The sequence below is a fragment of the Streptomyces sp. WMMC500 genome (assembly GCF_027497195.1).
Classification (GTDB): domain Bacteria; phylum Actinomycetota; class Actinomycetes; order Streptomycetales; family Streptomycetaceae; genus Streptomyces.
Genome location: NZ_CP114905.1, coordinates 2327373 through 2352327 on the forward strand (window position 1 = coordinate 2327373; position 24955 = coordinate 2352327).

General features: G+C 73.9%; 20 protein-coding genes. 7 read left to right on the top strand and 13 right to left on the bottom strand.

From position 1 onward, the window contains the following. Nucleotides 1–22 precede the first annotated feature (22 nt). The 4 genes from O7599_RS09415 to ispG form a co-directional block, all read right to left on the bottom strand. On the bottom strand, nucleotides 23–1750 hold the full coding sequence (locus tag O7599_RS09415; RefSeq protein WP_281621678.1) for a proline--tRNA ligase: 1728 nt from the start codon (nucleotides 1748–1750) through the stop codon (nucleotides 23–25). Nucleotides 1751–1831: 81 nt separating this feature from the next. Next, complete coding sequence (locus tag O7599_RS09420; protein WP_281621679.1) at nucleotides 1832–2365, bottom strand: GNAT family N-acetyltransferase; 534 nt, start codon at nucleotides 2363–2365, stop codon at nucleotides 1832–1834. Between the two features lie 135 nt (nucleotides 2366–2500). Continuing rightward, nucleotides 2501–3346: a GNAT family N-acetyltransferase gene (locus tag O7599_RS09425; RefSeq protein ID WP_281621680.1), complete on the bottom strand. Its 846-nt coding sequence runs from the start codon at nucleotides 3344–3346 to the stop codon at nucleotides 2501–2503. Nucleotides 3347–3408: 62 nt separating this feature from the next. After that, nucleotides 3409–4563 carry a flavodoxin-dependent (E)-4-hydroxy-3-methylbut-2-enyl-diphosphate synthase gene (gene ispG / locus O7599_RS09430; protein WP_281621681.1) on the bottom strand — a complete coding sequence of 385 codons (1155 nt, stop codon included), beginning with the start codon at nucleotides 4561–4563 and terminating at the stop codon, nucleotides 3409–3411. 114 nt (nucleotides 4564–4677) lie between these two features. Between ispG and O7599_RS09435 the strand changes: the two genes are divergently transcribed. Further along, entirely contained in the window at nucleotides 4678–4815 is a 138-nt protein-coding gene (locus O7599_RS09435; protein ID WP_281621682.1) for a hypothetical protein, read from the top strand. Here O7599_RS09435 and O7599_RS09440 read toward each other — a convergent pair. The 3 genes from O7599_RS09440 to O7599_RS09450 are packed head-to-tail and all read right to left on the bottom strand — an operon-like array spanning nucleotide 4805 to nucleotide 8415. Continuing rightward, nucleotides 4805–6121, bottom strand: a complete 1317-nt coding sequence (locus tag O7599_RS09440; protein ID WP_281621683.1) for a site-2 protease family protein — start codon at nucleotides 6119–6121, stop codon at nucleotides 4805–4807. The genes O7599_RS09435 and O7599_RS09440 overlap by 11 nt on opposite strands. 30 nt (nucleotides 6122–6151) lie before the next feature. Further along, complete coding sequence (dxr, locus tag O7599_RS09445; RefSeq protein WP_281621684.1) at nucleotides 6152–7438, bottom strand: 1-deoxy-D-xylulose-5-phosphate reductoisomerase; 1287 nt, start codon at nucleotides 7436–7438, stop codon at nucleotides 6152–6154. Between the two features lie 17 nt (nucleotides 7439–7455). After that, nucleotides 7456–8415 (bottom strand): sulfite exporter TauE/SafE family protein, encoded by a 960-nt coding sequence (locus O7599_RS09450; protein ID WP_281621685.1) that lies wholly within the window; start codon nucleotides 8413–8415, stop codon nucleotides 7456–7458. A gap of 146 nt (nucleotides 8416–8561) precedes the next feature. Here O7599_RS09450 and O7599_RS09455 point away from each other — a divergent pair, with 146 nt between their 5' ends. Beyond that, entirely contained in the window at nucleotides 8562–9353 is a 792-nt protein-coding gene (locus O7599_RS09455; RefSeq protein ID WP_281621686.1) for a metalloregulator ArsR/SmtB family transcription factor, read from the top strand. A 55-nt stretch (nucleotides 9354–9408) separates the two neighbouring features. Here O7599_RS09455 and O7599_RS09460 read toward each other — a convergent pair whose 3' ends face one another. Continuing rightward, nucleotides 9409–11367 (bottom strand): acyl-CoA dehydrogenase family protein, encoded by a 1959-nt coding sequence (locus tag O7599_RS09460; RefSeq protein ID WP_281621687.1) that lies wholly within the window; start codon nucleotides 11365–11367, stop codon nucleotides 9409–9411. Nucleotides 11368–11778: 411 nt separating this feature from the next. Between O7599_RS09460 and O7599_RS09465 the strand changes: the two genes are divergently transcribed. Both O7599_RS09465 and O7599_RS09470 read left to right on the top strand, forming a co-directional pair. Then, nucleotides 11779–13227 carry an aldehyde dehydrogenase family protein gene (locus tag O7599_RS09465; RefSeq protein ID WP_281621688.1) on the top strand — a complete coding sequence of 483 codons (1449 nt, stop codon included), beginning with the start codon at nucleotides 11779–11781 and terminating at the stop codon, nucleotides 13225–13227. A 179-nt stretch (nucleotides 13228–13406) separates the two neighbouring features. Beyond that, nucleotides 13407–14756 carry a phospholipase D-like domain-containing protein gene (locus O7599_RS09470; RefSeq protein WP_281621689.1) on the top strand — a complete coding sequence of 450 codons (1350 nt, stop codon included), beginning with the start codon at nucleotides 13407–13409 and terminating at the stop codon, nucleotides 14754–14756. Nucleotides 14757–14815: 59 nt separating this feature from the next. Here the strand turns inward: O7599_RS09470 and O7599_RS09475 are convergent, their stop codons facing one another. Both O7599_RS09475 and O7599_RS09480 read right to left on the bottom strand, forming a co-directional pair. Continuing rightward, on the bottom strand, nucleotides 14816–16591 hold the full coding sequence (locus tag O7599_RS09475) for a PucR family transcriptional regulator (RefSeq protein ID WP_281621690.1): 1776 nt from the start codon (nucleotides 16589–16591) through the stop codon (nucleotides 14816–14818). Between the two features lie 269 nt (nucleotides 16592–16860). Then, nucleotides 16861–18927: a hypothetical protein gene (locus O7599_RS09480; protein WP_281621691.1), complete on the bottom strand. Its 2067-nt coding sequence runs from the start codon at nucleotides 18925–18927 to the stop codon at nucleotides 16861–16863. A gap of 419 nt (nucleotides 18928–19346) precedes the next feature. Between O7599_RS09480 and sigJ the strand changes: the two genes are divergently transcribed. From sigJ to O7599_RS09495, 3 genes are all read left to right on the top strand, one after another. Beyond that, nucleotides 19347–20246 (top strand): RNA polymerase sigma factor SigJ, encoded by a 900-nt coding sequence (gene sigJ / locus O7599_RS09485; protein WP_281621692.1) that lies wholly within the window; start codon nucleotides 19347–19349, stop codon nucleotides 20244–20246. 239 nt (nucleotides 20247–20485) lie between these two features. Further along, a complete protein-coding gene (gabT, locus tag O7599_RS09490; RefSeq protein WP_281621693.1) occupies nucleotides 20486–21844 on the top strand; it encodes a 4-aminobutyrate--2-oxoglutarate transaminase in 1359 nt (452 codons plus the stop codon). Beyond that, complete coding sequence (locus tag O7599_RS09495) at nucleotides 21841–22773, top strand: phosphatase PAP2 family protein (protein WP_281621694.1); 933 nt, start codon at nucleotides 21841–21843, stop codon at nucleotides 22771–22773. Before gabT ends, O7599_RS09495 begins: the two co-directional genes overlap by 4 nt. Here the strand turns inward: O7599_RS09495 and O7599_RS09500 are convergent. From O7599_RS09500 to O7599_RS09510, 3 genes are all read right to left on the bottom strand, one after another. Then, the gene (locus O7599_RS09500) at nucleotides 22727–23245 is read right to left on the bottom strand and encodes a hypothetical protein (RefSeq protein WP_281623323.1); all 519 of its coding nucleotides are present in this window, start codon (nucleotides 23243–23245) and stop codon (nucleotides 22727–22729) included. The two genes, O7599_RS09495 and O7599_RS09500, sit on opposite strands and share 47 nt — an antisense overlap. Before the next feature lie 165 nt (nucleotides 23246–23410). Further along, a complete protein-coding gene (locus O7599_RS09505; RefSeq protein WP_281621695.1) occupies nucleotides 23411–24454 on the bottom strand; it encodes a DUF4190 domain-containing protein in 1044 nt (347 codons plus the stop codon). A gap of 41 nt (nucleotides 24455–24495) precedes the next feature. Then, complete coding sequence (locus O7599_RS09510; protein WP_281621696.1) at nucleotides 24496–24909, bottom strand: hypothetical protein; 414 nt, start codon at nucleotides 24907–24909, stop codon at nucleotides 24496–24498. Nucleotides 24910–24955: the final 46 nt, after the last annotated feature.

Genomic DNA, 24955 nt, shown 5'->3' on the forward strand with positions numbered 1-24955 from the left:
CGCCGACGTCAGCCCGCCGCGCTCACCCGGTCGTCGTCAGCCGCGCCAGGGCCTCGTCCACCGGCAGTTCCTCGCGCTCCCCGGTGCGGCGGTCCTTCAGCTCCACCACGCGGTCGCCCGCGCGCCGGCCCGCGACCAGGATCTGCGGCACCCCGATCAGCTCGGCGTCGGTGAACTTCACGCCCGGCGACACCGACGCCCGGTCGTCCACGAGCACCCGCACGCCCGCCGCGCCCAGCTTCTCCGCCAGCTCCAGCGCCAGCTCCGTCTGCTTGGCCTTGCCGGCCGCGACGATGTGCACGTCCGCCGGGGCCACCTCGCGGGGCCAGCACAGCCCCAGCTCGTCGTGGGTCTGCTCGGCGAGCGCGGCGACGGCCCGGGAGACCCCGATCCCGTACGAACCCATGGTCACCCGCACCGGCTTGCCGTCCTGGCCGAGGACGTCCAGCTCGAAGGCGTCGGCGTACTTGCGGCCGAGCTGGAAGATGTGGCCGATCTCGATGGCCCGGTCCAGCTCGATGCCCGCGCCGCAGCGCGGGCAGGGGTCGCCGGGCTCGACGACGACCACGTCGAGGTACTGGTCGACCTCGAAGTCGCGGCCGCACACCACGTTGCGCGCGTGCGAGTCGGGCTTGTTGGAGCCGGTCACCCACGACGTGCCCGGGGCGACGCGGGGGTCCGCGAGGTAGCGGAACGCCCTCTTCTCGGGGGGCCCGGTCATGCCCTGCGGGCCGACGTACCCGCGGACGAGGTCGGGGCGATCGGCGAAGTCCTCGGCGGTGACGACCTCGACCTCCGCCGGGGCCAGGTGCTCGGCGAGCTTGCCGAGGTCCACCTCGCGGTCGCCGGGGACGCCGACCGCGGTGATCTCGCCGTCGACCTTCACCAGCAGGTTCTTCAGCGTCGCGGAGGCGGGGACGCCCAGGTACGCGGCGAGGGTCTCGATCGTCGGGGTGTCCGGCGTGTCCAGCTCCTCGACCGGCGGGTGCCCGTCGGCCGGGACGGGCGCCACCGTCGTCGTCAGCGCCTCGGTGTTCGCGGCGAAGCCGCAGGAGGGGCACTGCACGTACGTGTCCTCACCCGCGGCGGCGGGGGCGAGGAACTCCTCGCTGGCCGAGCCGCCCATGGCGCCGGAGACGGCGGAGACGATCCGGAAGTCGAAGCCGAGCCGCTCGAAGATCCGCCGGTACGCCTCGCGGTGCAGCCCGTAGGAGGCGGCGAGGCCCTCGTCGGTGGTGTCGAAGGAGTACGAGTCCTTCATGTGGAACTCGCGGCCGCGCAGCACCCCGGAGCGGGGCCGGGCCTCGTCCCGGTACTTGATCTGGATCTGGTAGAGGATCACGGGCATGTCCTTGTAGGACGAGCACTGATCCTTGACCACCTGGGCGAACAGCTCCTCGTGCGTGGGACCAAGCACGTAGTCGACGCCCTTGCGGTCCTTGAGCGCGAACAGCAGGTCGCCGTACTCCTCGGCGCGGCCCGTCGTCTCGTACAGCTCGCGGGGCAGGAGCGCGGGCAGCAGCACCTCCTGGCCGCCGATCGCGTCCATCTCCTCGCGGACGACCCGCGCCACGTTCTCCAGGACCCGCTTGCCGAGCGGCAGCCACGTCCACACCCCGGCGGACGAGCGGCGGACGTAGCCGGCGCGGACGAGCAGCTTGTGGCTCGCGGTCTCGGCGTCGGCGGGGTCGTCGCGCAGCGTCTTGAGCATCATCCGGGACATGCGCTGAACGTGGCTGTGCTGGCTCATGCCCCGGACTCTAGCGCCGGACGCGGGCCCGCCGGTAATTCGTCCGCCGAACCTGTGGACAACCGGCCGGTTGTGGACAACTCAGCGCAGCAGCGGCAGCTTCGCGCCCATCACCACGTACGGGCTGGGTGCGCCGGGGAAGACCACGCGGCGGGCGAGGTCGCGGTAGCCGAGCTGCCGGTACAGATGGCGCGCCGGGCTCTCCACGTCGATCGCCGAGAGCAGGCTCTTCGGCTGCGCGGCGGTGTCGGTGATCCGCGTGATCAGCTCGCGGCCGATGCCGCGCTGCTGGAAGGCGGGATGCACGTGGAGTTCGGTGATGACGAAGGAGTCGTCGAGCCAGCGCTCCTCGCCCACGGCGCGCAGGTACGGCTGGACGACGGTGGACCACCAGTAGACGTGGTTGTTCGGCATGCCGTAGACGAACCCGGCGAGCCGGCCGGTGGCGGTGGTGGCGCCCAGCGCGCGGGCGCCCGCGTTGGTCAGGTGCCGCAGCACGACGTGGCGGCGGACGGCGATCTCGTCGTCGGTGAGCCCGAAGGCGACGGCCTGTACCGCGAGCGCGTCGTCCACGCGGGCGGCGAGGTCGAGAGGGCCGACGACGACGTCATCCATGGCTGGGCACCCTACCGTGCGGTCGCGGGCCGCCCGGCCACCCCCGCGGCGGTGCCCCCGCAAGGCCCCGGCACGGTGCCGGAACGCCGCGGACACGACGCCGTCCGAGGCCCGCACAGCCCGCGGACGGGCCCCTCAGAACAGCACGCTCATGAACGCGCCGACCTCGCGGAAGCCCACCCTGCGGTACGCCGCGCGGGCCACCGTGTTGTAGTCGTTCACGTACAGGCTGACCACCGGCGCCACCTCGCGCAGCGCGTACCGCAGGACCGCCGCCAGGCCCGTCTCCGACAGCCCGCGCCCGCGGTGCTCCGGCGCCACCCACACGCCCTGGATCTGGCACGCGTGCGCCGTCGCCGCGCCGATCTCCGCCTTGAAGACGACCTCGCCGTCCTCCACGCGCGCGAAGGACCGGCCGCCGCCGACGAGTTCGGCGACCCGCGCCTGGTACAGCAGCCCGCCGTCCCCGGCGAGCGGCGAGACGCCGACCTCCTCGGTGAACATCGCCACGCAGGCCGGCATGATCAGGTCCATCTCGTCCTTGCGGATGCGGCGGACCAGCGGGTCCGGCTCGACGTCCGCGGGCACCGAGGTGGTGACCATCAGCGGCTGCCGCGCGCGCACCTCGCGCGCGGGCCCCCAGGCGGGCTCCAGCAGGGACCACAGCCCGGCGGTGGGGCCGGCCGGGCCGACGATCGAGGAGCAGCGCCGCCCGGCGCGCCGGGCGCGCTCGGCGAAGCCGCGTACGGCCTCGGGGGTGGCGCAGACGGGCACCAGGTTGGCGCCCGCGTAGCAGAGGGACTCCAGTCGCCCGCCCGCGTACCAGCCCCACAGCTCACCGCCGAGCCGCCAGGGGTCGAGGCCCGCGACGGCGACGCGGGAGGCGACGAACGCGTTGGCGACCGGTTCGCGGTCGAGCACGGCGCGAGCCGCGTCGAGCTCGGCGGGCTCCAGCAGCCGTGTGGTGGTGGTCGTCAACACAGCGGCACTGTACCTGTGCGCGCGTCCGCCCGCTTCCTGTGGGTACGTGCCGTGCCCGGCGGTCAGCCGACGGTGACCTCCGGCTCGCCGGCGGCGGCGCCGTCGGCCTCCATCCGGTCGGCGATCTTCATCGCCTCCTCGATCAGCGTCTCGACGATCTTCGACTCGGGAACGGTCTTGATGACCTCTCCCTTGACGAAGATCTGGCCCTTGCCGTTGCCGGAGGCAACGCCGAGGTCGGCCTCGCGGGCCTCGCCCGGGCCGTTGACGACGCAGCCCATGACGGCGACGCGCAGCGGCACCTCCATGCCGTCCAGGCCGGCGGTGACCTCGTCGGCGAGCTTGTAGACGTCGACCTGGGCGCGGCCGCAGGACGGGCAGGAGACGATCTCCAGCCGGCGCTCGCGCAGCCCGAGGGACTCCAGGATCTGGATGCCGACCTTGACCTCCTCCACCGGCGGGGCGGAGAGGGAGACGCGGATGGTGTCGCCGATGCCCTCGCCGAGGAGCGAGCCGAAGGCGACGGCGGACTTGATGGTGCCCTGGAAGGCGGGGCCCGCCTCGGTGACGCCGAGGTGCAGCGGGTAGTCGCACCGGGCGGCGAGCTGCCGGTAGGCGTTGACCATGACGACCGGGTCGTTGTGCTTCACCGAGATCTTGATGTCCGTGAAGCCGTGCTCCTCGAAGAGCGAGCACTCCCAGAGCGCGGACTCGACCAGCGCCTCCGGGGTGGCCTTGCCGTACTTCGCGAGCAGCCGCTGGTCGAGCGAGCCGGCGTTGACCCCGATGCGGATGGGGGTGCCGGCGGCGGAGGCGGCCCGGGCGATCTGCTTGACCTGGTCGTCGAACTTCTTGATGTTGCCGGGGTTCACGCGGACCGCGGCGCAGCCGGCGTCGATCGCGGCGTAGACGTACTTGGGCTGGAAGTGGATGTCCGCGATGACGGGGATCTGCGACTTCTCGGCGATCACGGACAGCGCGTCGGCGTCGTCCTGCGTGGGACAGGCCACCCGGACGATCTGGCAGCCGGAGGCGGTCAGCTCGGCGATCTGCTGGAGGGTGGCGCCGACGTCGGAGGTGCGGGTGGTGGTCATCGACTGGACGGAGACCGGCGCGTCGCCGCCGACGGCGACGGACCCGACCTGCAACTTACGACTCGCCCTGCGCTCGGCCATCTTCAGCGGAACGGACGGCATTCCCAGCGAAACGGCAGTCATCTGGCGGCAACCCCTGTTGGACGGATCACGGCCCCCACATGGACGGGGGCCCGGCTACCGAGATTACGGCACCCGCGCGCCGCGCCGCCGCCGGTCCCGGGGAGGTCACCGGAAGTGTCGACAAACCGGCACCGGGCGTTCACCGCGGCGCGCCGGGCGGGCGACCCGCGTACGCCCGAGGGGGCGCGGGCGGCGGAGCGGGCGCGTACGCCGTGGGTACGCGCCCGCTCCGCCGCCCGGGTCAGCCGGTGAGCTTCACCGGGTTCACCACGTCCGCGACGAGCACCAGCAGCGTGAAGCAGATGAACACCCCGGCGACCACGTACGCCACCGGCATCAGTTTGGCGACGTCGAACGGCCCGGGGTCGGGTCGCCGGAAGACCCGCGCGAACGCGCGCCGCACCGACTCCCACAGCGCCCCGGCGATGTGCCCGCCGTCCAGCGGCAGCAGCGGCAGCATGTTGAACAAGAACAGCGAGAGGTTGAAGCCGGCGACCAGCAGCAGCATGGACGCCACCCGCTGCTCGGGCGGGATGTCGAGGTTCAGCACCTCGCCGCCGACCCGGGCCGCGCCGACGACGCCGACCGGCGAGTCCTCCTTGCGCTCCTCCCCCTGGAACGCCGCGTTCCACAGGTCGGGAACCTTCGACGGCAGCGCGATGAGCGCGTCGACGCCGTTGACGACCATGTCGCCCATGCGCTCCACGGACTGGCCGAAGTCCTGCCTGACCACGCCGGTGGCGGGCGTGAAGCCGAGGAAGCCGGCCTTGACGTACTCGCCGTCGACGTAGCCGCCGTCGCCGTCGCTCTTGCTCACCGTGTTCTCGGTGAGGGTGGGGTGCAGGTCGACGCGTCGGCCGTCACGCTCGACGGTGACGGTGGCCGGGCCGATGGTGTTGCGGATGCTGTTCTGCAGGCCCTCCCAGTCGTCGACCGGGCGGCCGTTGAACGCCACGATCTCGTCGCCGCGCTCCAGTCCCGCCTTCTTCGCGGGCGCGGCGGGGTCGCCTTCCCGGCACTTGCGGTCCGGGTTCTCGGCGACCGACTCGGCCTTGATCACGCAGTCGGAGACCGAGCCGACGGTGGTGGTCTGCGTGGCGATGCCGAACGTCATCATGACGCCGACGAACACCACGACGGCCAGCACCAGGTTCATGAACGGCCCGGCGAACATCACGATGACCCGCTTCCACGGGGCCCGCGTGTAGAACAGCCGGCTCTCGTCGCCGGGCTTCAGCTCCTCGTACGCCGCCTGCCGTGCGTCCTCGATCATCCCGCGGAACGGCGAGGTGGAGCGCTGCTGCACCCGCCCGTCCTCGCCGGGCGGGAACATCCCGATCATGCGGATGTAGCCGCCGAGCGGGATCCACTTGATGCCGTACTCCGTCTCCCCCTTCTTCCGGGACCACATGGTGGGGCCGAAGCCGACCATGTACTGGGGGACGCGGATGCCGAACATCTTGGCCGTGCTGAGGTGGCCGAGTTCGTGCCAGGCGATGGAGACGAGGAGCCCGAAGGCGAAGACGACGATGCCGAGAATCGTCATGAGTGTCGTCATGGGCGCACCTTCGTCATCAGTTGTCGGTCGTCACTTGTCGTGCTGGTCGGCCGGCAGCCCGGCCAGCTCCCTGGCCCGGGCGCGCGCCCAGGTCTCGGCTTCGAGGACGTCCGCGACCGTCAGCCGGGTTCCCGGAGCGTCCGTGCCGTGTTCCGCGACGACCTGGCTGACCGTGTCCATGATGCCAAGGAACGGGAGCCTGCCGGTGAGGAAGGCGTCGACACACTCCTCGTTCGCGGCGTTGAAGACCGCCGGGGCGGTGCCGCCGAGCGCGCCGACGTGGCAGGCGAGCGGCACGGACGGGAACGCCTTCTCGTCCAGCGGGAAGAACTCCCAGGTGGCGGCGGTGGACCAGGAGAAGGCGGGCGCGGCGTCCGGCACCCGGGCCGGCCAGCCCAGCGCCAGCGAGATCGGCATCCGCATGTCGGGCGGACTCGCCTGGGCCAGCGTGGAGCCGTCCGTGAACTCGACCATGGAGTGCACGTGGGACTGCGGGTGGACGACGACCTCGATGCGGTCGAAGGGCACGTCGTAGAGCAGGTGCGCCTCGATGACCTCCAGGCCCTTGTTGACGAGGGTCGCGGAGTTGATGGTGACGACCGGGCCCATGGCCCACGTGGGGTGGGCGAGCGCCTGCTCCGGGGTGACGTCCGTCAGCTCCTCGCGCGTCCTGCCGCGGAACGGGCCGCCGGAGGCGGTGACGAGCAGCTTGCGCACCTCGCCGCGGGCGCCGCCGAGCAGGGCCTGGTAGAGGGCGGAGTGCTCGGAGTCCACGGGCACGATCTGGCCGTGCCGGGCCACGTCCTTGACCAGCGGGCCGCCGACGATCAGCGACTCCTTGTTGGCCAGCGCCAGCATCCGGCCGGCCCCGAGGGCGGCCAGGGTGGGCGCGAGGCCGATGGAGCCGGTGATGCCGTTGAGCACGGTGTGGCACTCGCCGGCGGCGACCTCGGCGGCGGCGTCCGGGCCCGCCAGCACTTCGGGCAGCGGCTCCCCGGCCCCGTACCGCGCGGCCAGCGCCTTCGCCACCTCGCCGGCCTTGTCCGCGCGGGCGACGGCGACGCGGCGCACCCGCAGCCTGTGCGCCTGCTCGGCCAGCAGCTCCACCCGGCCGCCGGCCGCGGACAGGGCCGTGACCCGGAACCGGTCCGGGTTGCGCAGCACGATGTCGACGGCCTGGGTGCCGACGGAGCCGGTGGAGCCGAGGACGACGATCTCGCGGGGGCCTTCATCGGCGGTCCCGCCGGTCGCGCCGGTCGCGGCGGTGGCGGAACGCAGGTGCGGATCGGCGAGCGGGGCAGCGGGGGTGTCGGTCATCGCCCCATTGTGACCGCTCAGAGCCGGCGCGGAGCAGACGCCCTCTCGATGCCGTCCCCCGCCTCACCCGCCGGTCCGCCGTCCGCCCCCGCGGTGGCGGCGGCGGTCGCGGCCCGCGGGCGCCGGGGGCGGCTGCTGACCACGGCGTACGCGGCGAGGACGACGCAGGCGGGCACGATGACGGTCTCCGGCACGTGCACCAGGGACAGTCCGGTGGCGAGCAGGATGACCGCCAGCACCCAGCGCAGCACGGCACCGGGGGCGCGGGTGGAGAGCACGGCGCCGACCAGCACGCCCGGAATCGCGCCGAGGAGCAGCACGGCGGCCAGCCCGAGGCTGGCGTCGCCGACGATGAAGTGGCCGGCCGCCGCCGCGGCGACGATCGGGATGGCCTGGACGAGGTCGGTGCCGACGAGGTGGTTGGCCTTGAGCCTGGGGTGCACGAGCATCAGCATCACGATGATCAGCGAGCCCGAGCCGACCGACGTCATGCCGACGACGAGGCCGCCGACGAGGCCGATGAGCAGCGTGGCCCCGGGCCGTACGGGCACGTGCGCGTCCTCGGTCTCCTCGCCGTCGCGCGCGGCGCGCCGCCGGTCGAGCCACATCCGGGCGAGCATGCCGGTGACGGCGAGCAGCAGGGCGGCGCCGATGACGATCTTCACCCGGCTCTGCAGATCGTCCCCCTCGCCGAGGAACTGCAGCAGAAAGGCGCCGCAGAACGCGGCCGGCACCCCGGTGGGCAGCAGCCAGCGCACCACGTCCCAGCGGACGGTGCCCGCCTTCTGGTGCACGGCGGCGCCGAAGGGCTTCATGAACACCGACGTCGCCAGGTCGCTGCCGATGGCCTGGGTGGGATTGACACCGAAGACCGTCACCATGATGGGGGTCATGAGGGCGCCGCCGCCCATGCCCGTGAGGCCGACCATGCAGCCCACGAGGGCGCCGGCCACGACCATCGACCACGAAAAGTCCATAGACATCGATACTAGGGATTTCCTATCGGGATGCTAGGGATAGCCTTCTGTCATTTTTGCCCGCGAACCGTGAGCTGCGCCACTCGGGAGGCCCGGCTTGACAGGCAACCATTTGGTTGCCAATCTGGGCCAACGAGGTGGTGACCATGGACGACGTCTTCCGGGCGCTCGCCGACGGCAGCCGCAGAGAGCTGCTCGACCGCCTCAACGAACGGAACGGCCAGACCCTGCGGGAGTTGTGCGCGGGGCTGGAGATGAGCAGGCAGGCGGTGAGCAAGCACCTGGCGGTGCTGGAGTCCGCCGGCCTGGTCACCGCGGTACGGCACGGCCGGGAGAAGCTGCACTACCTCAACCCCGTGCCGATCCACGACCTGGCCGACCGCTGGATCGGCCGGTACGAGCGCGGGCGTCTCACGGCCCTGTCCGCGCTCAGGCAAGCGTTGGAAGGAAATTCCGTGAACAAGCCCGCGTTCGTCTACACGATCTACATCGACACCACGGCCGAGCGGCTCTACGAGGCGCTGACGACACCCGAGTTCCTGAAGCAGTACCACGGCGGCTGGGCGCCCCGCTCCGACTGGCAGGCCGGCTCCACCGTCTACTGGCCCACGGAGGAGAACGGCGAGCCCCAGGACCTGGGCCAGCGCGTCCTGGTGGCCGAGCCCGGCAAGCGGCTGGTGTACACCTGGCACACGCTGCAGCCGATGCACCAGGAGATGCTGGGCATGTCCGACGCGGAGTTCGAAGCGGCACGCACGGAGCGTTCGCAGGTCGCCTTCGACATCGAGCCGGCCGAGATCCCGCAGTTGGGGGTGAAGCTGACCATCACCCACGACGGCTTCGACAGCCCGGAGAGCAAGATGCTCGAAAGCGTCAGCGGCGGCTGGATCATGCTCGCCTCGCAGCTCAAGTCGATCCTGGAGCGGCAGCCGGCCTGACGGCCGTGCGCGGACGGCCGCACCGGTCCGGGAGCGGTGCGGCCGTCCGCGGGCGCTAGCGGATGGGCCGGTGCAGGTTCGGCGTCTTCGCCGGGCCCGGCTCGGCCTCGGCGATCCACGGGCCGTCGCCCGACGGGTCGACGATGCCCTCCTCCAGCCAGGTGTACGCGTCGTCCAGCACCTGCCGCACCACACGGCGGTCAAGGTCGTCGGTGTTCGTCCACAGCCGGCCGAACAGCTCCTCGACCCGGATGCGGGCCTGCCGGCAGAAGGCGTCGGCCAGTTCGTACGCCTCCTTGCCGTGCCCGCCCCGGCCGGCCGCGGTGCGCAGCATCTCGGCCCGTACGCACGCGGCGCTCATCGCGAACAGCTCCGCGCCGATGTCCACCACCCGGCCGAGGAACCCCTGCTTGGTCTCCATCCGGCCCTGCCAGCGGGACATCCCGTAGAAGGTGGAGCGCGCCAGCCGGCGGGCGCCGCGCTCGACGAAGCGCAGGTGGGTGGAGAGGTCGCGGTGCCCGGGCGGATGGAACTCGCCGTACGTCCGCGGCACCTGCCCCTTGCCCGCGACCAGCTTCGGCAGCCAGCGGGCGTAGAAGCCGCCGGCCCGGGCGCCGGCGCGCGCCTTCTCGGAGAGGTTCTTCTGCGGGTCGATGAGGTCGCCGGCCACCTTGAGGTGCGCGTCCACCGCCTCGCGGGCGATGAGCAGGTGCATGATCTCGGTCGAGCCCTCGAAGATCCGGTTGATCCGCAGGTCCCGGACGATCTGCTCGGCCGGGATCGCCCTCTCGCCGCGGGCGGCGAGCGACTCGGCGGTCTCGTAGCCCCGGCCGCCGCGGATCTGGATCAGCTCGTCGGCCATGAGGCTGGCCATCTCCGAGCCGTAGAGCTTCGCGAGCGCCGCCTCGATGCGGATGTCGTTGCGGTCCTCGTCGGCCATCTGCGACGACAGGTCGAGCACCGCTTCCAGCGCGAAGGTCGTCGCCGCGATGAAGGAGATCTTCGCGCCCACGGCCTCGTGCGCGGCGACCGGCCGGCCCCACTGCTCGCGGGCGCCGCCCCAGCCGCGGGCGATCTTCAGGCACCACTTGCCCGCGCCCACGCACAGCGCGGGCAGCGAGAGCCGCCCGGTGTTGAGCGTGGTGAGCGCGATCTTCAGGCCCGCGCCCTCGGGGCCGATGCGGTTGGCGGCGGGGACGCGCACCTGATGGAAGCGGGTGACGCCGTTCTCGATGCCGCGCAGGCCCATGAAGCTGTTGCGGTTCTCCACCGTGACGCCCTCGGCGGCGGCCTCGACGACGAACGCCGAGATGCCGCCCCGGTGGCCCTCGGACTTCGGCACCCGCGCCATGACCACGAGCAGGTCGGCGACGACGCCGTTGGTGGTCCAGAGCTTCACCCCGTCGAGCAGGTAGTCCGCGTCGGGTCCTTCGCCGTCGGGGACCGCGGTGGCCGCCAGCCGGGCCGGGTCGGAGCCGACGTCGGGCTCGGTGAGCAGGAAGGCGGAGATGTCCGTACGGGCGCACCGGGGCAGGAACTCCTCCTTCTGCTCCTCGGTGCCGAAGATCTTCAGCGGCTGCGGCACGCCGATCGACTGGTGCGCCGAGAGCAGCGCCCCGACGGCGGGGCTCGCGGTGCCGACGAGGGCGAGGGACTTGTTGTAGTAGACCTGCGTGAGGCCGAGACCGCCGTACTTCCGGTCGATCTTCATGCCGAAGGCGCCGATCTCCTTCAGCCCGCGGACGGTCTCGTCCGGGATCTGCGCGTCCCGCTCGATCCGGGCGCCGTCGATGTGCTCCTCGCAGAAGTCGCGCAGCGTGGCGAGGAACTCCTCGCCGCGCTTCACGTCCGCGGGGGCGGGCTCGGGGTGGGGGTGGATGAGGTCGAGCCGGAAGCGGCCGAGGAACAGCTCCTTGGCGAAGCTGGGTTTGCGCCAGTCCTGCTCGCGTGCGGCCTCGGCGACCTCCCTGGCTTCCTTCTCGGAGACGGACGGCCGTGTGGATGCTGCGGTCATGAGGGAACTCACCTCGCCGCTGAGTAGGGGTTACCAGCCGGTGCTACTTGTGCGTATGTACCCGATTCGGCCGGTCGACACCACCCCGCGCGCGCCAATCGGGTGCCGCGTTCCACACATGGCCCGCATGCAGCCCGCACACGCGCCTCCCACGCGCCGCCTGCGCGCCCCCCGCGCCCGCCGTCCCGGCCCCCGCACCCGCTGTCCCCCACCCCCCGCACCCTGCTTCTCCCGCACTCCCGCCCAGGGTATGCGCCGCCTACGACAAGATCATCCGGTCGCGGCCGGCCCTCACCCTTCCGCCACGTAGCGGCGCACCCGCCGAGTGCTACGCGCCGGACAACGCACCCGGCCCCGCCGACCGCCTACGGTGGGCAGCAGAGGTACATGACTCTCCGGAGGGACTCTGCCGTGACTTCCACACAAGCGTTCTGGCTCGCCGGCCGGCAGGCGACCGGCGAGGACACCCTAGACGTCACCTCGCCCTGGGACGGCCGCAAGGTCGGCACGGTGAGCATTCCCACCGACGCCCAGATCGAGGAGGCCGTCGCCGCCGCGCACGCGGTGAAGGACGACTTCGCCGCCACCCCCGCACACGTGCGCGCCGCGGCGCTCGACCACGTGACCAAGCAGATCGCCGGGCGCGCCGAGGAGATCGCCCGGCTGATCTCCGCCGAGAACGGCAAGCCGCTGAAGTGGGCCCGCGGCGAGGTCGGCCGCGCCGTGTCCACGTTCCGCTTCGCCACCGAGGAGGCCCGCAGGTGGGGCAGCGGCGAGGGCCAGCGGCTGGACACCGACCCGGGCGGCGCCGGGAGGCTGGCCTTCAGCCGTCGCTTCCCGTACGGCCCGGTCCTCGGCATCGCGCCGTTCAACTTCCCGCTGAACCTGTGCGCCCACAAGGTCGCCCCGGCACTCGCCGTCGGCGCGCCGATCATCCTCAAGCCCGCCCCCGCCACCCCGCTGTCGGCGCTGCTGCTGGGCGAGCTGCTGGCGGAGACCGACCTGCCGGCGGGGAGCTGGAGCGTGCTGCCGGTGCCGAACGACCGGATGCCCGACCTCACCGAGGACGACCGGCTGCCGATCATCTCCTTCACCGGCTCGGACAAGGTCGGCTACGCGATCCTGGAGGCCGTCCCCGGCAAGCGCGTCACCCTGGAGCTGGGCGGCAACGGCGCCGCGGTCGTCCTGGCCGACTACTCCTCCGAGGCCGACCTCGACCACGCCGCGCAGCGGATCGGCACGTTCGCCAACTACCAGGCGGGCCAGTCGTGCATCTCCGTCCAGCGCGTGGTCGCCGACGCCTCGGTGTACGACCGCCTGGTGCCCAAGGTCGTCGCGGCCGTGGAGGCGCAGGTCACCGGCGACCCGGCGGACGACGCGACCGACGTCGGCCCGATGGTCAGCGAGGAGGCGGCCAAGCGGCTGGAGTCCTGGGTCGAGGAGGCCGTGGGTTCCGGCGCCCGGGTGCTGACGGGCGGCAAGCGGGACGGCGCCTCGTACACGCCGACGGTGCTGACGGAGGTGCCGAGCGGCGTGAAGATCTCCAGCGAGGAGGCGTTCGGGCCGGTCGTCGCGGTGCAGCGGGCGGACGGCGAGGACGCCGCTTTCGCGGCCGTCAACGACTCGAAGTACGGGCTGCAGGCGGGCGTGTTCACGCACGACCTGCAGAGCGCCTTCCGGGCGCAGCGGAAGCTGGAGGTCGGCGGCGTGATCGTCGGCGACGTCCCGTCGTACCGCGCGGACCAGATGCCGTACGGGGGCGTGAAGCGCTCCGGCATGGGGCGCGAGGGCGTGAAGTACGCGATGGAGGACTACACGTACGAGAAGGTCATGGTCTTCACGGGCCTCGACGCACTCTGACGGCACGCGCGCGCCGGCGACGGCCGAGGACCCCCGGGGACGCCCCGGGGGTCCTCGCGTTTCGGCCAACCCGGGAATAACTACGAATTAATCGATGGCAGGCTCCTGACAAGCCGAGCCCGGCCCTCTAGGGTGCTCGGCGACCCGCCGACTCCCAGGCCCCCAGGGGGATTCACCACATGAGACGCATACGCGCCTGGCGGCCCGCGGGTGTGGCCGCCGTTCTGCTCTCGCTCACCGCGACGCTCGTCTCCGGCGCCACCGCCGCCGACCACGAGCCGACGCCCGAGCGGAACCCCGCCGTCGCGCAGCCGGTCGCCGTGCGCCCCGCGGCCGCGAAGCCGGTCCCCGCGCAGCCCGCCGCCGCGAAGCCCGTCGTCAACGGCCCCGTCTTCAACGACCCGCTCGGCTCCGCCGCCCAGCGCGGCGCGGTCTTCACCCAGCTCATCGCACTCATCGACGGCACCCCCGCCGGCCAGACCATCCGCGCCTCGGTGTTCGAGCTGGAGGACGCGGCCGTCGCCGACGCCCTCATCGCCGCCCAGCGCCGCGGCGTCGCCGTCAAGCTGATCGTCGACGACAACACCCGCGACAAGGGCAGCGCCGCCTGGATCTCGCTGCGCGACGCGCTGGGCACGGACGACACGAAGACGTCGTGGATCGTGGTCTGCGACGACCGGTTCGAGGACCCGGGCCAGGACAACGTGCAACGCGGCTGCCTCCCGACCCCGCCGCCGGGGCCCGCGTACAACCACAACAAGTTCTTCGTCTTCACCAAGGTCGGCCCCTTCGACGACGGGACGAGCTACGACAACGTGGTCTTCCAGTCGTCCTCCAACCTCAACGACTGGTACCGGAACGAGTCGTACAACGACGCCGTGACCTTCGCCGACGCCACCGTCCACGACGGCTTCGCGACGTTCCACGAGGACCAGCGACGCCTGCGCCACTCGGCGAACGGCGACAACACCTACTACTGGTCCACGCCGACCGGCTCCCCCTACCGCGCGTTCTTCTTCCCCCGCGGCGACGCGAACTACGGCAACCCCGCCACCGACACGATCGTCAACACCCTCGACGAGGTGGCGTGCGCCTACACCGGCACGGACGGCAAGCGGCACCAGACCGACATCCGCGTGGCCATGTTCCAGTTCCTCGGCTCCCGCAAGCAGGTGGCCCAGAAGCTGGCGCAGAAGCGCGCGCAGGGCTGCTGGGTCGACGTCGTCTACAGCGAGGGCGACGCGACGGTCGAGGGCATCCTCGACGGCGCGGGCATCCAGCGCCAGTACTGCAACTTCCCCAACGGCCCCGGCATCGACGTGCGCACCCACACGAAGTTCTGGCTGCTGGACGGCGACTACAACGGCAGCATCACGCCGCGGGTGTACACGGGCAGCCACAACTGGACCGGATCCGGGCTTCGTTCCGCGGACGAGGCGATGGTACGGATCACGAGCGCGGACTACCACGCGAAGTACCTGTCGTACTTCTACAAGATCCGCGACACCTGCAAGGCCCGTACGCCCTGAGCGGCCCGCGGGGGCGCGCGCTGCGTCCTGACGGCTGCTCTGACGGCTGCTCTGATCGGCTACGCCTTGAGGGCCAGCCACAGCTCCATCCGCGTGTCCGGGTCGTCCAGCGAGCGCCCGAGGATCTCCTCGACCCGCCGCATCCGGTAGCGCAGCGTGTGCCGGTGCACCCCGAGGTCGGCCGCCGCCGCGTCCCACTGGCCGTGCCGCGACAGCCACGCGCGCAGCGAGGCGACGAGGTCGCCGCGGCCCCGCTCGTCGTGCTCGCGCAGCGCCCGCAGCGTGCCGTCCGCGAACGCCTGCACCGCGTCGTCCGCCAGCAGGTCCACCACCGAGCCCGCCGTGACGTCCTCGTGCTCCACCAGCACCCGCCCGCGCCGCCGCGCCACCGACAGCGCCTGCTCGGCCTGCTTGTACGCCACCGTCACCACCGCGGGACCGGCCGGCGCCGACACCCCGGCGACCAGCGGCAGCGTCCCCTGCCCCGCGCCCGACCCGCGGGCCTGCCCCACGGCGCCCGGGTGCGCGGCCTCCACGCGCGCGGCGTGCTGCGCCGCCGCCTCGGCGACCGCGCCGCCGTCCGCGGCCAGGACGACCAGCCGCCCGGCGTCCGGCACCGCGAGGAACGCCTCGCCGGATCCGGCCGCGGCGGCGTCCAGCGCGTCGGCCAGCTCCGCCAGCGCCTCCGGCAGCGGCTCCGGGTCGCCCTCCCCCACCGGCGCCACCGGCGCGGCTGCCTCGGCGACGAGGAGGCGCACGGGTGCGTCCAGCAGCCCTCCGTACAGCGGTCCGGCGACGGATCGCGCGTGGTCGGGCTGGCCGGCGAGCAGCAGCCGCAGCACGGCGGTGCCGAGCCGCTGCTCGGCTGCCGAGAACGCGCTGGAACGTTCGGTGACGAGGGTGAGGAGGGAGACGGCGGCGTGGACGGCGTAGCGCTCGGCCGGGGCGAGCTTGCCGCCGGTCCCGACGGCGAGCACGCCGCAGCAGCGGCGGCCGGAGCCGAGGGACTGCAGCTCGACGCGGTCCTCGTCGGTCTCGGCGGCGGGCCGGTCCGCGGGAGGACGGACGGCGGAAGCACCCGACGCGGCCGGCGCCCCGTTCCGCGGGCCCCCGCCGGCGCCCGCGCCCCCCGCCCCGGCGCCCCCGGCGCCGTCCACGTCCGCCGAGTCCCCGGCGTCCGCCACGTCCGCCGCCCGTACGCCCGCCACCACCGCGCTCGCCGGCGCCTGCCGCCGCCGCAGCCGCGCCACGTCGCCCCTCAGCGCCTCGGCCCGCGCTGCCGCCCGCGCCGGGGACACCGCGAGCACCTCCCCCGCCGGGTCGTACAGCGCCGCCCACCCGCGCACGTGGGCCGCGAGCCGGCTGACGACGGTCGCCGGGCCGTCCGCGCCCAGCGCCGCGCGGGTCAGGTCCCGCTGCGCCTCGAAGCCGCGGGTCAGCGCCCGGTACTGGTCGGCGGCGATGGCCGCCGAGACCACCTTGGAGATGGCGATGAACGGCGTCGTCCGCGGCACCTCCAGCAGCGGCACCCGCGCCTCCCGGGCGGCGGCGAGCAGCGCCTCGGGTACGGCGTCGAAGTTCACGCCGACCCCGAAGCCGACCCCGACCACGCCGGCGTCCGCGAGGCGCCGCATGTAGCGGCGCGCGGCGTCGGCGTCCTCGACGTCGAGCTTGAGCGCGGTGGTCAGGATCAGCTCGCCGCCTTCGAGGTACGGCACGGGGTCGATCAACTCGCTGGTCTGCGCCCAGCGCACGGCCACGCCCAACTCGTCGGCACCGGTGAGGACGGAGAGCTTGAGGGTCGGATGGCGGACGAGCGAGGCGAGCGTGGGCATGGCACCTTCTGGCTGCTGCAGCGGCCGGGGCCGCCGGGCTGTTCGTGACTGTCTGCGCGACCGCCTCGGCCGGGCCGGTCCCGTGCGTACGTTCCTTGCGTTCGTACGCGACCGACCCTGACCGCCCCCGTCCGGCCCCGGCCGGGTGACTCTCCCTCCGGGGCCTGACGATCCACACCGCCCTCCGACCGACGCGGAGGCCTTCGACCGCTTTCAGACTGCCGCTCTGTCTTACGCCGCTCCGTATGAACGACTGTGGCTATTGTGCCTCAGTGGTGCAAGTCGACGAGCACCGGAGGCGTCCGCTCACCTTCCACGGTCGTCACGGAGAGCACCGCGTGCCCGGGCGGCAGCGTGTTCGCCAGCTCCGAGGCCGACCATCGCTCCCGCTCCACGGTGCGCACCGTCACCGAGCGGCTCATGGCTTTCGTACCCGTGAACACCTGCCGTACCCACCTCAGCAGCCGCCGGATCAGCCCGCCGGACACGTCCGGCACGTGCGTGACGTCCTCCGCCTCGACCCACTCCGCGCCCCAGGCTTCCGCGAAGTGCCGCCCGTCCCAGGTGCTGACGCCGGTCAGCGCCATCCGGCAGCCGACCGCGGCCAGCAGCGGCCCGCGCACCGGCTCCGCCACGTCGTCGAGCCCGCGCAGCCCGAGTACCACCCCGGCGTGCGCGGCCCGCAGCCGACCGAGGGCCCGCACGGACTCGGGGCTCGCGGTGCGCGCGGCGTCGTCGAGGACGAGCGCGGCGAAGCGGGAGCGGTCGGAGCGGGCCGGGGCGGTGGCGGTGAACTGCGCGAGCAGCAGCCTGGCCAGCACGCGGGACGCCTCGGCGTGTGTACGCTCCGGCAGCACGATCCGCACCCGCATGGGGTGCTCGATCGCCCGCATGGAGAACTGGCGCCCGCGACCGCGGGGGTCGAAGAACCGGGCGAAGACGGGGCGGTCCAGCACGGCGAGCCGGTCGGCGAGGAGGGCGCCGATGTCGCCGGGGCGGGAGAGCTGGCGCTCGCGGGCGTCGAGCTCGCGGAGGGCGGCGACGGCACCGTGGGCGGCGACGGCGTCGGCGCCGTCGAGCGCCCCCTGGGCCACGGCGGCGCAGTCGCGCCGCAGGGCGGCGAGGGCGGTGCGGTCGCCGTCGAGGAGGCCGCGCAGCTCCGCGATGCCGGGAAAGAAGCCGTACGCCGACTGGTAGGCGCCGATGAGCTGGCCGAGGGCGGTGACGGCCGGCCGGCCGTGCGCCCAGTCGGCCTGGTCGCCGCCGAGCAGGGCCTCGGCGAGCAGGGCGGCGGCCTCGTCGGGGTCGGCGGTGCCGCCGTAGAGGTCGAGGTCGTGCTGGGAGGAGGGATCGGCGATGCGGATGACGACGTCGTACGCGTCGTCGCCGCCGAGCGGCGCGTCGGGGGCCCCGACGACGACGACGGCGGCCTGCCCGGTGAGGGCCTGCAGACAGAGCAGCTCCGCGACGGGACCGGTGACGCGGTCGCCGACCACGTTGCCGGCGGGGCCGACGGCGAGTAACCCGGTGCCGAGGACGCCGGCTTCGAGGGCGATGCCGCCGCCGCGGTAGGCGTGGGGGTTGCGCTTGTCGTCGGGGGCGGCGCCGATACGGACCTGGCCGGTGACGAGGTCGTGCCGGTGCGCACGCGAGCCGATGTCCCGCAGCCCGGAGGGGTGCGGGCAGGCGGCGGGGCCGTCGCGCCGCACGGAACCGGCGAACGCGGTGAGCCGCTCGGGGCGGGCCCGTACGGACTCCCAGGCCCGCGCTATCCGCACCAGATCGACGTCGTTCATCCCCCCGCCCCGCGCGGCCCCACCCAGCACCTCCGCCTCACCCACCAACCCGGCGGCCCGCAACTCGGGCCACGCCACGGGGTCTTCGGCCTCGGCGTCCCCCTGGTTCCGGTCGGGCTCCGGAGAGCTGAGGACCGGCTCCAGGAAACGGGTCCATACCTCGCGCCACCGCCCGATCCGGCCGAAGACATACGCAAGCAGCAGGATGAACAGGCCGTAGTAGACGTATCCCGCGACGACCATCGGGCCGGATCCCCGCCAGGCGTCCAGGGTGATCCAGTCGAACGGCCACAGCCAGATGCCGATGACGCCGTTCCAGCACAGGGACCACACCAGCAATCCGCTGAGCAGCGCCAGGACGGCACCGCCGAGCAGTTGCCGGTCGGAGATCCGGTCGGCTTCGTCATCCGGCCGGGGCACGTGCCCGTAGCGCCATATCCCCGGCCTGGCCTTCGGCCGCGGCGTGCGCATCCACCGGACGAACGGGTTCTCCCACTCCTCGGCCCCGCCGCCCGTCCCGGCTCCGGAGTACGGCGCCACCCCCGGCGCCTCTCCCCGGGACTGCGGCGGTACCGCGGGGCCGATGGGCGGCTGCGGGGGGCGCACGGGACGACGGGGCCGGTCCCCGTGCTCCGGTCCCCGCTTCCGCGGCCCGAGTCGGCCGTCCTCGCCCATGTTCCGCTCTTTCCCTCCGCCGGCCCGACCCCGGGTCCGGCCCCGACCTTGCGTCTCTGCGCCCGAGCCCCCACCCACCGGCAACTCGGCGCCATCCCGCCCAACTTAGCGCGTGCCGCCCACCGACCCGGTGCCCGTCCTGGGCAGGCGTCAACCGCTCCCGTACCCTCACCGTGCACCCCGGAGTCACACATCCATGCCCCGCGTCGTCCTGAGGGCATGAGAGACACCGCCCGCCGGGCATCCCGCCCGTCGACCGCCCAGGCCACTTCCCGAGGGAGACGATGAGCGTGCCGCACGAGGACGAGCTCGCCCGCGCCTTCGAGGACGAGCGCCCCCGCCTCCTGCGGGTCGCGTACTCCACCACCGGCTCCCTCGCCGAGGCCGAGGACTGCGTGCAGGAGTCCTGGCTGCGGCTGCGCCGCCTGCCCGATCCCGGGGCGATACGCGACCTGCGCGGCTGGCTCACCACCGTCGTCGGCCGGCAGGCGCTCGACGCGCTCGGCAGCGCCCGCTCCCGGCGGGAGCGGTACGTGGGCACCTGGCTGCCCGAGCCGCTGGTGGAGCCGGCCGGGGCCGAGGCGTCCGATCCGGCCGAGCGGGTGACGCTCGACGAGTCGGTGAGCATGGCCCTGCTCGTCATGCTCGACGAGCTGTCCCCCGCGCAGCGCACCGCCTTCCTCCTCCACGACGTCTTCGGCCTGCCCTTCGACCAGGTCGCCGAGGTCGTCGGCCGCACCCCGGCCGCCGTGCGCCAACTGGCCTCCCGGGCGCGGCGGCACATCGAGCAGAGCCGCCCGCACACGCCCGCCCCGCGGGCGGAGCAGTGGCGGCTGGTGCACGCGTTCGCCGCCGCCTGCCGGGAGGGGGACCTGGAAGCGCTGGTGCGGCTGCTCGATCCTGAGGTGACGTGGCGCGGCGACGGCGGCGGGCTGGTCGCGTCGCTGCCGGGAGTGGTGCGGGGTGCGCGGGACGTGGCGCGCGGGCTGATCGCGCTGGGGCCGCTGCCCGCCGGCACCTCGCACGTGGTCACCGTCAACGGCGCCGCCGGGCTGGTGTTCTACGAGCCGGAGGGGATGGTGTCGGTGGCGTCGTTCACCGTGGACGGCGGGCGGATCACGGCCATCGACGTGCAGCGCAACCCGGAGAAGCTGACGTCGGTCCGCTTCCGGCAGACGCCGTAGCGGACGCCGCAGGAGGCGTGAGCCGCACGCGGCGTCAGCCGCATGAGGCGCCCGGTCCGTGCTACGTACGCCGCCCCGCGCCGCCGTACGCCCCCGCGTTTCCCCAGCTCACCGGCCCTCTGTCCAACCTGGACAAAGCGACACGGCACACCGCTCCCCCGCGTAGCATGCCCCCACCCTGTGCCCGGCCCTAGCCTGCGAGGGAGAGCATCGTCGTCCGGACCCGGAGGAGATCCCCCATGACCAGCGCTTCCGCCACCGCAGGCGCCGCGCTCCCCCAGGAGCGGCGGCTTGTCACCCCGATTCCGGGGCCGAAGTCCCAGGAGCTGATGGCGCGCAAGCACGGCGCCGTGGCGCAGGGCGTGGGCACGGTGATGCCCGTCTTCGCCGCCCGCGCCGCCGGCGGCGTCGTCGAGGACGTCGACGGCAACCGGCTCATCGACTTCGGCGCCGGTATCGCCGTCACGTCCGTCGGCAACAGCGCCGAGGCCGTCGTCCGCCGGGCGTCCGCCCAGCTCGCCGACTTCACGCACACGTGCATGATGGTCACCCCGTACGAGGGCTACGTGGAGGTCTGCGAGCAGCTCGCCGAGCTGACCCCCGGCGACCACGCCAAGAAGTCCGCGCTCTTCAACTCCGGGGCCGAGGCGGTGGAGAACGCGGTCAAGGTCGCCCGTTCGTACACCGGCCGCCAGGCCGTCGTCGTCTTCGACCACGGCTACCACGGGCGGACGAACCTCACGATGGCGCTCACCGCCAAGGACATGCCGTACAAGCACGGCTTCGGCCCCTTCGCGCCGGAGATCTACCGCGTGCCCGTCGCGTACCCCTACCGCTGGCTGACCGGCCCCGAGAACTGCGCCGAGGAGGCCGCGGCCCAGGCCATCGACCTGATCGGCAAGCAGGTCGGGGCCTCGAACGTGGCGGCGATCGTCATCGAGCCGATCCTCGGCGAGGGCGGCTTCATCGTGCCGGCGGCCGGCTTCCTGCCGCGGATCGCCCAGTTCGCGAAGGACAACGGCATCGTCTTCGTCGCGGACGAGATCCAGTCCGGCTTCTGCCGTACGGGCCGCTGGTTCGCGTGCGAGGAGGAGGGCGTCGTCCCCGACCTCGTCACCACCGCCAAGGGCATCGCCGGCGGACTGCCGCTGGCGGCGGTCACCGGCCGGGCGGAGATCATGGACGCCCCGCACGTCGGCGGCCTCGGCGGCACGTACGGCGGCAACCCGGTGGCGTGCGCCGCCGCGCTCGGCGCCATCGAGACGATGCGCGAGCTGGACCTGAACGCGAAGGCCCGGCGCATCGAGGAGATCATGAAGACCCGGCTGACGGCGCTCAAGGAGAAGCACGACGCCATCGGCGACGTGCGCGGGCGCGGTGCGATGCTGGCCATCGAGCTGGTGAAGCCGGGGACGAAGGACCCGGACCCGCAGGCCACGGCGGCGCTGGCCAAGGCCTGCCACGCGGAGGGGCTGCTGGTGCTGACCACCGGGACGTACGGGAACGTGATGCGCTTCCTGCCGCCGCTGGTGATCGGCGAGGATCTGCTGGCGGAGGGGCTGGACATTCTGGAAGGGGCGCTCTCGCGGACCGTGTGAGGCAGGCGGTACGGGCACGGCGTACCGCGCGCCGGCCGGCGGCGCAGGCCGCGGAGCCGGCGCGGGGACGGAAGCCGGCGCCGGAACAGGGACCGGCGCCGGGACGGGAGCCGGCGCGGGGGCATGCGCCGCGGCGGTGGGCCGTCGCGGCGTGGGCCGTCCTCGGCTGCGCCGTGCTGTACGGGCTGCTCGCCTGGCAGGTCGCGGTGGCCGGGCCGGTGCGCGACCTGGACGAGCGCGCCGGCCCCGCGCTGGCGCGGCACGCCCCGCCCGGCGCGGAGCTGCTGGCCGACCTGGGCGGGGTGTGGGTGACGCTGCCGGTGCTGGCGGCGGCGATGCTGTACGCGGTGTGGCGTACGCCGGTACGCGCCGGGGCGGCGCCCGGCAGCGCGGCACGTACCGCGTCCGCCCCCGCGCGCCGTCACACCCCCCGCACCCCGCACCGCCTCCCGTACCGCCTGCTGGACCCCCTCGTGCGCCGCGTCCCCGCCGCCGTCCGGGTCCCGCTGGTCGCCGGCGCCGCCGCGTTCGCCGTGCTGCCCGCCGTCGTCCTGCCGCTGAAGTCCGCGCAGGCCCGGCCCGGTCCCCGAGGGCCACTCGCCGACGACTACGCCGGTTTCTTCCCCTCCGGCCACGCCACCACCGCCGCCGTCGCCTACGGCGCCGTCGTGCTGCTCCTGCTCCCGCTGCTCCGCTCCCGCGCCGCCCGGCGGCTGCTGGCCGCCGCGGCGGGAGCGGTGGTAGCGGGAGCGGGTGCGGGTCTGGTGTGGCGGGAGTACCACTGGCCGCTGGACGTGCTGGCCGGGTGGTGTGTGGCGGGGGCGCTGCTCGCCGGCTGCCGGTACGGGGCCGCCCGGCTCACGGCGTACGCCGCGGCCCGCGTCATTCCGCACCGGCCGGACCGCCTCCCCCCGGCGGACCGCCCCTAGCGTCCGGGCCCCCGGCGGCACCCGGGCCGTCCGCGAGCAGCGCCGCCGCCTCGTGCATCGCCAGTTCGAGCACCACCGGATCGGTCAGCCGCCCGCTGCCGTCCGGCGGTACGAGCCACCGCACCCCGCCGGTCGACCGGCCCGGGTAGGGCACCACGACCCACGTTCCGTGCCCCGCGCTCCGCACCCCCGTGCCGACCCACCGCGCGGACGTCCCCGGCGGCACGAAGAACCCCAGCCGCGCGTCCGTCAGGTCCGCGAGCACCGGGCCGGGACGGTCGGTGATCCCGGCGACCACGTCGAGCGTCGGCCGCCCCAGCTCCCCCGGCAGGATGAGCACGTCCCACAGGCGGCCGGCCGGCAGCAGGGCCACCCCCAGCGGATTGCGCTCCCACTCCCAGCGGCAGGCCTCGGGGTCGGGCGCCGCCGCCACCAGCCACTCCACCGCGGATTTCGCCCCCGCTCCAGTCATCACGCTCATTCCCTCGTTCTCCCCTCGCACCGGCCCCTGCTAGACCGGCTGTCAGCTTGGGGACAAGGCAGGGCCCCGGCTCTTATGCGGCTTCGGGGAATTCGCCGGGGTGGTGCGGGTCACAAACGGGCGGCGGGGGCGTACGCCGGAGGGCGCGGGAGCGCGTCAGGCGGGGCGCTCGTCGGCGGGACCGCCGAGGTCCGTCCACCAGTACGCGTACTCGTACGGGCCGCCCGGCGAGACCTCGAACTCGACGTCCCCCGGCCCGCCGTCCAGCACGAAGCGGTACACGGCCACCGCGACGTGGTCCTCGGCGAGGGTCAGGGGCAGCCCGTGACCGCTCTCCTGTTCCAGGTCCCCGTCGTCGGAGCCAATGGGGTACGCGCTGACCTCGCTGTTCGCCAGGGTCGCCATGCCGCCGGTGCCGTTCTCGACCCGGACCCGTACCTCCAGGAAGTCGCCCCGGACGCGCGCCGCGTCGAGGGTCACCTCGAGGCCGTCCTCGTACGCGATGGTCCTGCCCGCCTCGACGGCGCTGTCCGTCTCGGGCGGGACGGGGGCGAAGAAGTCGATCGCGAGGACGACGAGCAGGATGCTCATGCCGATGCCGACGACGGCCGCGACGCCGCCGAGCCAGATCCCCGCCAGGCCGGAGCCCCTGTTGCGCGCCTCGCCGCGCCGCACGCGGCGGAGGGTCACGATGCCGAAGCCGAGGGCGAGGCCGCCGAGGATGACGGCGAGAGGGCTGAGCAGGAGCGTGAACGCGAGCACGGCGCCGATGACGCCGAGGATCACCGCCGCGATCCCGGAGCCGTTGCGCGGCCCCGCGGGCGGCACCCAGACGTAGGGGCCGGGGAGGTAGGGCTTCGGGCCGTACGGGCCGGGGTCGGGCCCGGGCACCGGCCGCTGCCAGCCGGGCGCGAGGGGCACGGGCGGACCGCCGTCGGGCGCGGGCACCCGTGCGACGCCGGGGGCCGCCGCGGGGCCGGCCTGCCCGCCCGCCGCGGGGTCCGCGGTGCCGGAGACCCGGCTGCCAGCCGCCTCAGCGTCCCCGGCCGCGGCCGCGCCGTCACCGGCGGGCGCGTCTCCGTCCGCCTCCGCGGTGGACCGTGACCCGGCGGGTCCCTCGGCGGGGTGCTCCGGCTCCCGGCCCTCCTCCACGCGGAGCGCGCCCCGCCCCGCCGCGTCGTCCCGCCGGTCCCTGTCCATGGGCTCAACTGTACGAGCCGCCCGTACGCCGTCGGACCTGCTCACCCGGCGGTGTCACCCGCCCACGGCAGCGTCCCCGAACGGTCCTCCATGACCTGCACGCTCGGCCCCTGCCGCCGGTCCGCGGGCTTCTCGTCCTCCTCGTCCCCGGAGAAGACCACACCCGTCAGCGCCAGCACGATGACCGCCGCCGCGACCGCGAACGCCACCGCGCCCGTCGCGATGCCGATGACCGCGTTGCGGCCCGCGCTCACCCCCTCGCGCCGCGCGCGGCCGCGCGCGACCAGGCCGAGCGCCACCGCCGCCGGGCCGAGCAGCACCGAGAGGATCATGCCGTAGACCGTGGGCAGCAGGGTGACGCCGACGATGCCGCACACCATCGCCTTCGTGCCCACACCGGCCGGTCCCCGCCGCGCCCCGGCGGCGGCCGGCGCCGCCGGACTGCTCGCCGCCATGTCCGCTCCCTCCGCTGCCCGTGCGTGCGCACATGCTACGGAGCCG

What these genes read in the sequence shown, in the direction of transcription:
- ispG (WP_281621681.1), bottom strand. Translation starts at nt 4,563, where the DNA reads ATGACTGCCGTTTCGCTGGGAATGCCGTCCGTTCCGCTGAAGATGGCC.
- O7599_RS09420 (WP_281621679.1), bottom strand. Translation starts at nt 2,365, where the DNA reads ATGGATGACGTCGTCGTCGGCCCTCTCGACCTCGCCGCCCGCGTGGAC.
- O7599_RS09470 (WP_281621689.1), top strand. Translation starts at nt 13,407, where the DNA reads ATGAGACGCATACGCGCCTGGCGGCCCGCGGGTGTGGCCGCCGTTCTG.
- dxr (WP_281621684.1), bottom strand. Translation starts at nt 7,438, where the DNA reads ATGACCGACACCCCCGCTGCCCCGCTCGCCGATCCGCACCTGCGTTCC.
- gabT (WP_281621693.1), top strand. Translation starts at nt 20,486, where the DNA reads ATGACCAGCGCTTCCGCCACCGCAGGCGCCGCGCTCCCCCAGGAGCGG.
- O7599_RS09510 (WP_281621696.1), bottom strand. Translation starts at nt 24,909, where the DNA reads ATGGCGGCGAGCAGTCCGGCGGCGCCGGCCGCCGCCGGGGCGCGGCGG.
- O7599_RS09440 (WP_281621683.1), bottom strand. Translation starts at nt 6,121, where the DNA reads ATGACGACACTCATGACGATTCTCGGCATCGTCGTCTTCGCCTTCGGG.
- O7599_RS09500 (WP_281623323.1), bottom strand. Translation starts at nt 23,245, where the DNA reads ATGACTGGAGCGGGGGCGAAATCCGCGGTGGAGTGGCTGGTGGCGGCG.
- O7599_RS09460 (WP_281621687.1), bottom strand. Translation starts at nt 11,367, where the DNA reads ATGACCGCAGCATCCACACGGCCGTCCGTCTCCGAGAAGGAAGCCAGG.
- O7599_RS09455 (WP_281621686.1), top strand. Translation starts at nt 8,562, where the DNA reads ATGGACGACGTCTTCCGGGCGCTCGCCGACGGCAGCCGCAGAGAGCTG.
- O7599_RS09475 (WP_281621690.1), bottom strand. Translation starts at nt 16,591, where the DNA reads ATGCCCACGCTCGCCTCGCTCGTCCGCCATCCGACCCTCAAGCTCTCC.
- O7599_RS09450 (WP_281621685.1), bottom strand. Translation starts at nt 8,415, where the DNA reads ATGGACTTTTCGTGGTCGATGGTCGTGGCCGGCGCCCTCGTGGGCTGC.
- sigJ (WP_281621692.1), top strand. Translation starts at nt 19,347, where the DNA reads ATGAGCGTGCCGCACGAGGACGAGCTCGCCCGCGCCTTCGAGGACGAG.
- O7599_RS09505 (WP_281621695.1), bottom strand. Translation starts at nt 24,454, where the DNA reads ATGGACAGGGACCGGCGGGACGACGCGGCGGGGCGGGGCGCGCTCCGC.
- O7599_RS09415 (WP_281621678.1), bottom strand. Translation starts at nt 1,750, where the DNA reads ATGAGCCAGCACAGCCACGTTCAGCGCATGTCCCGGATGATGCTCAAG.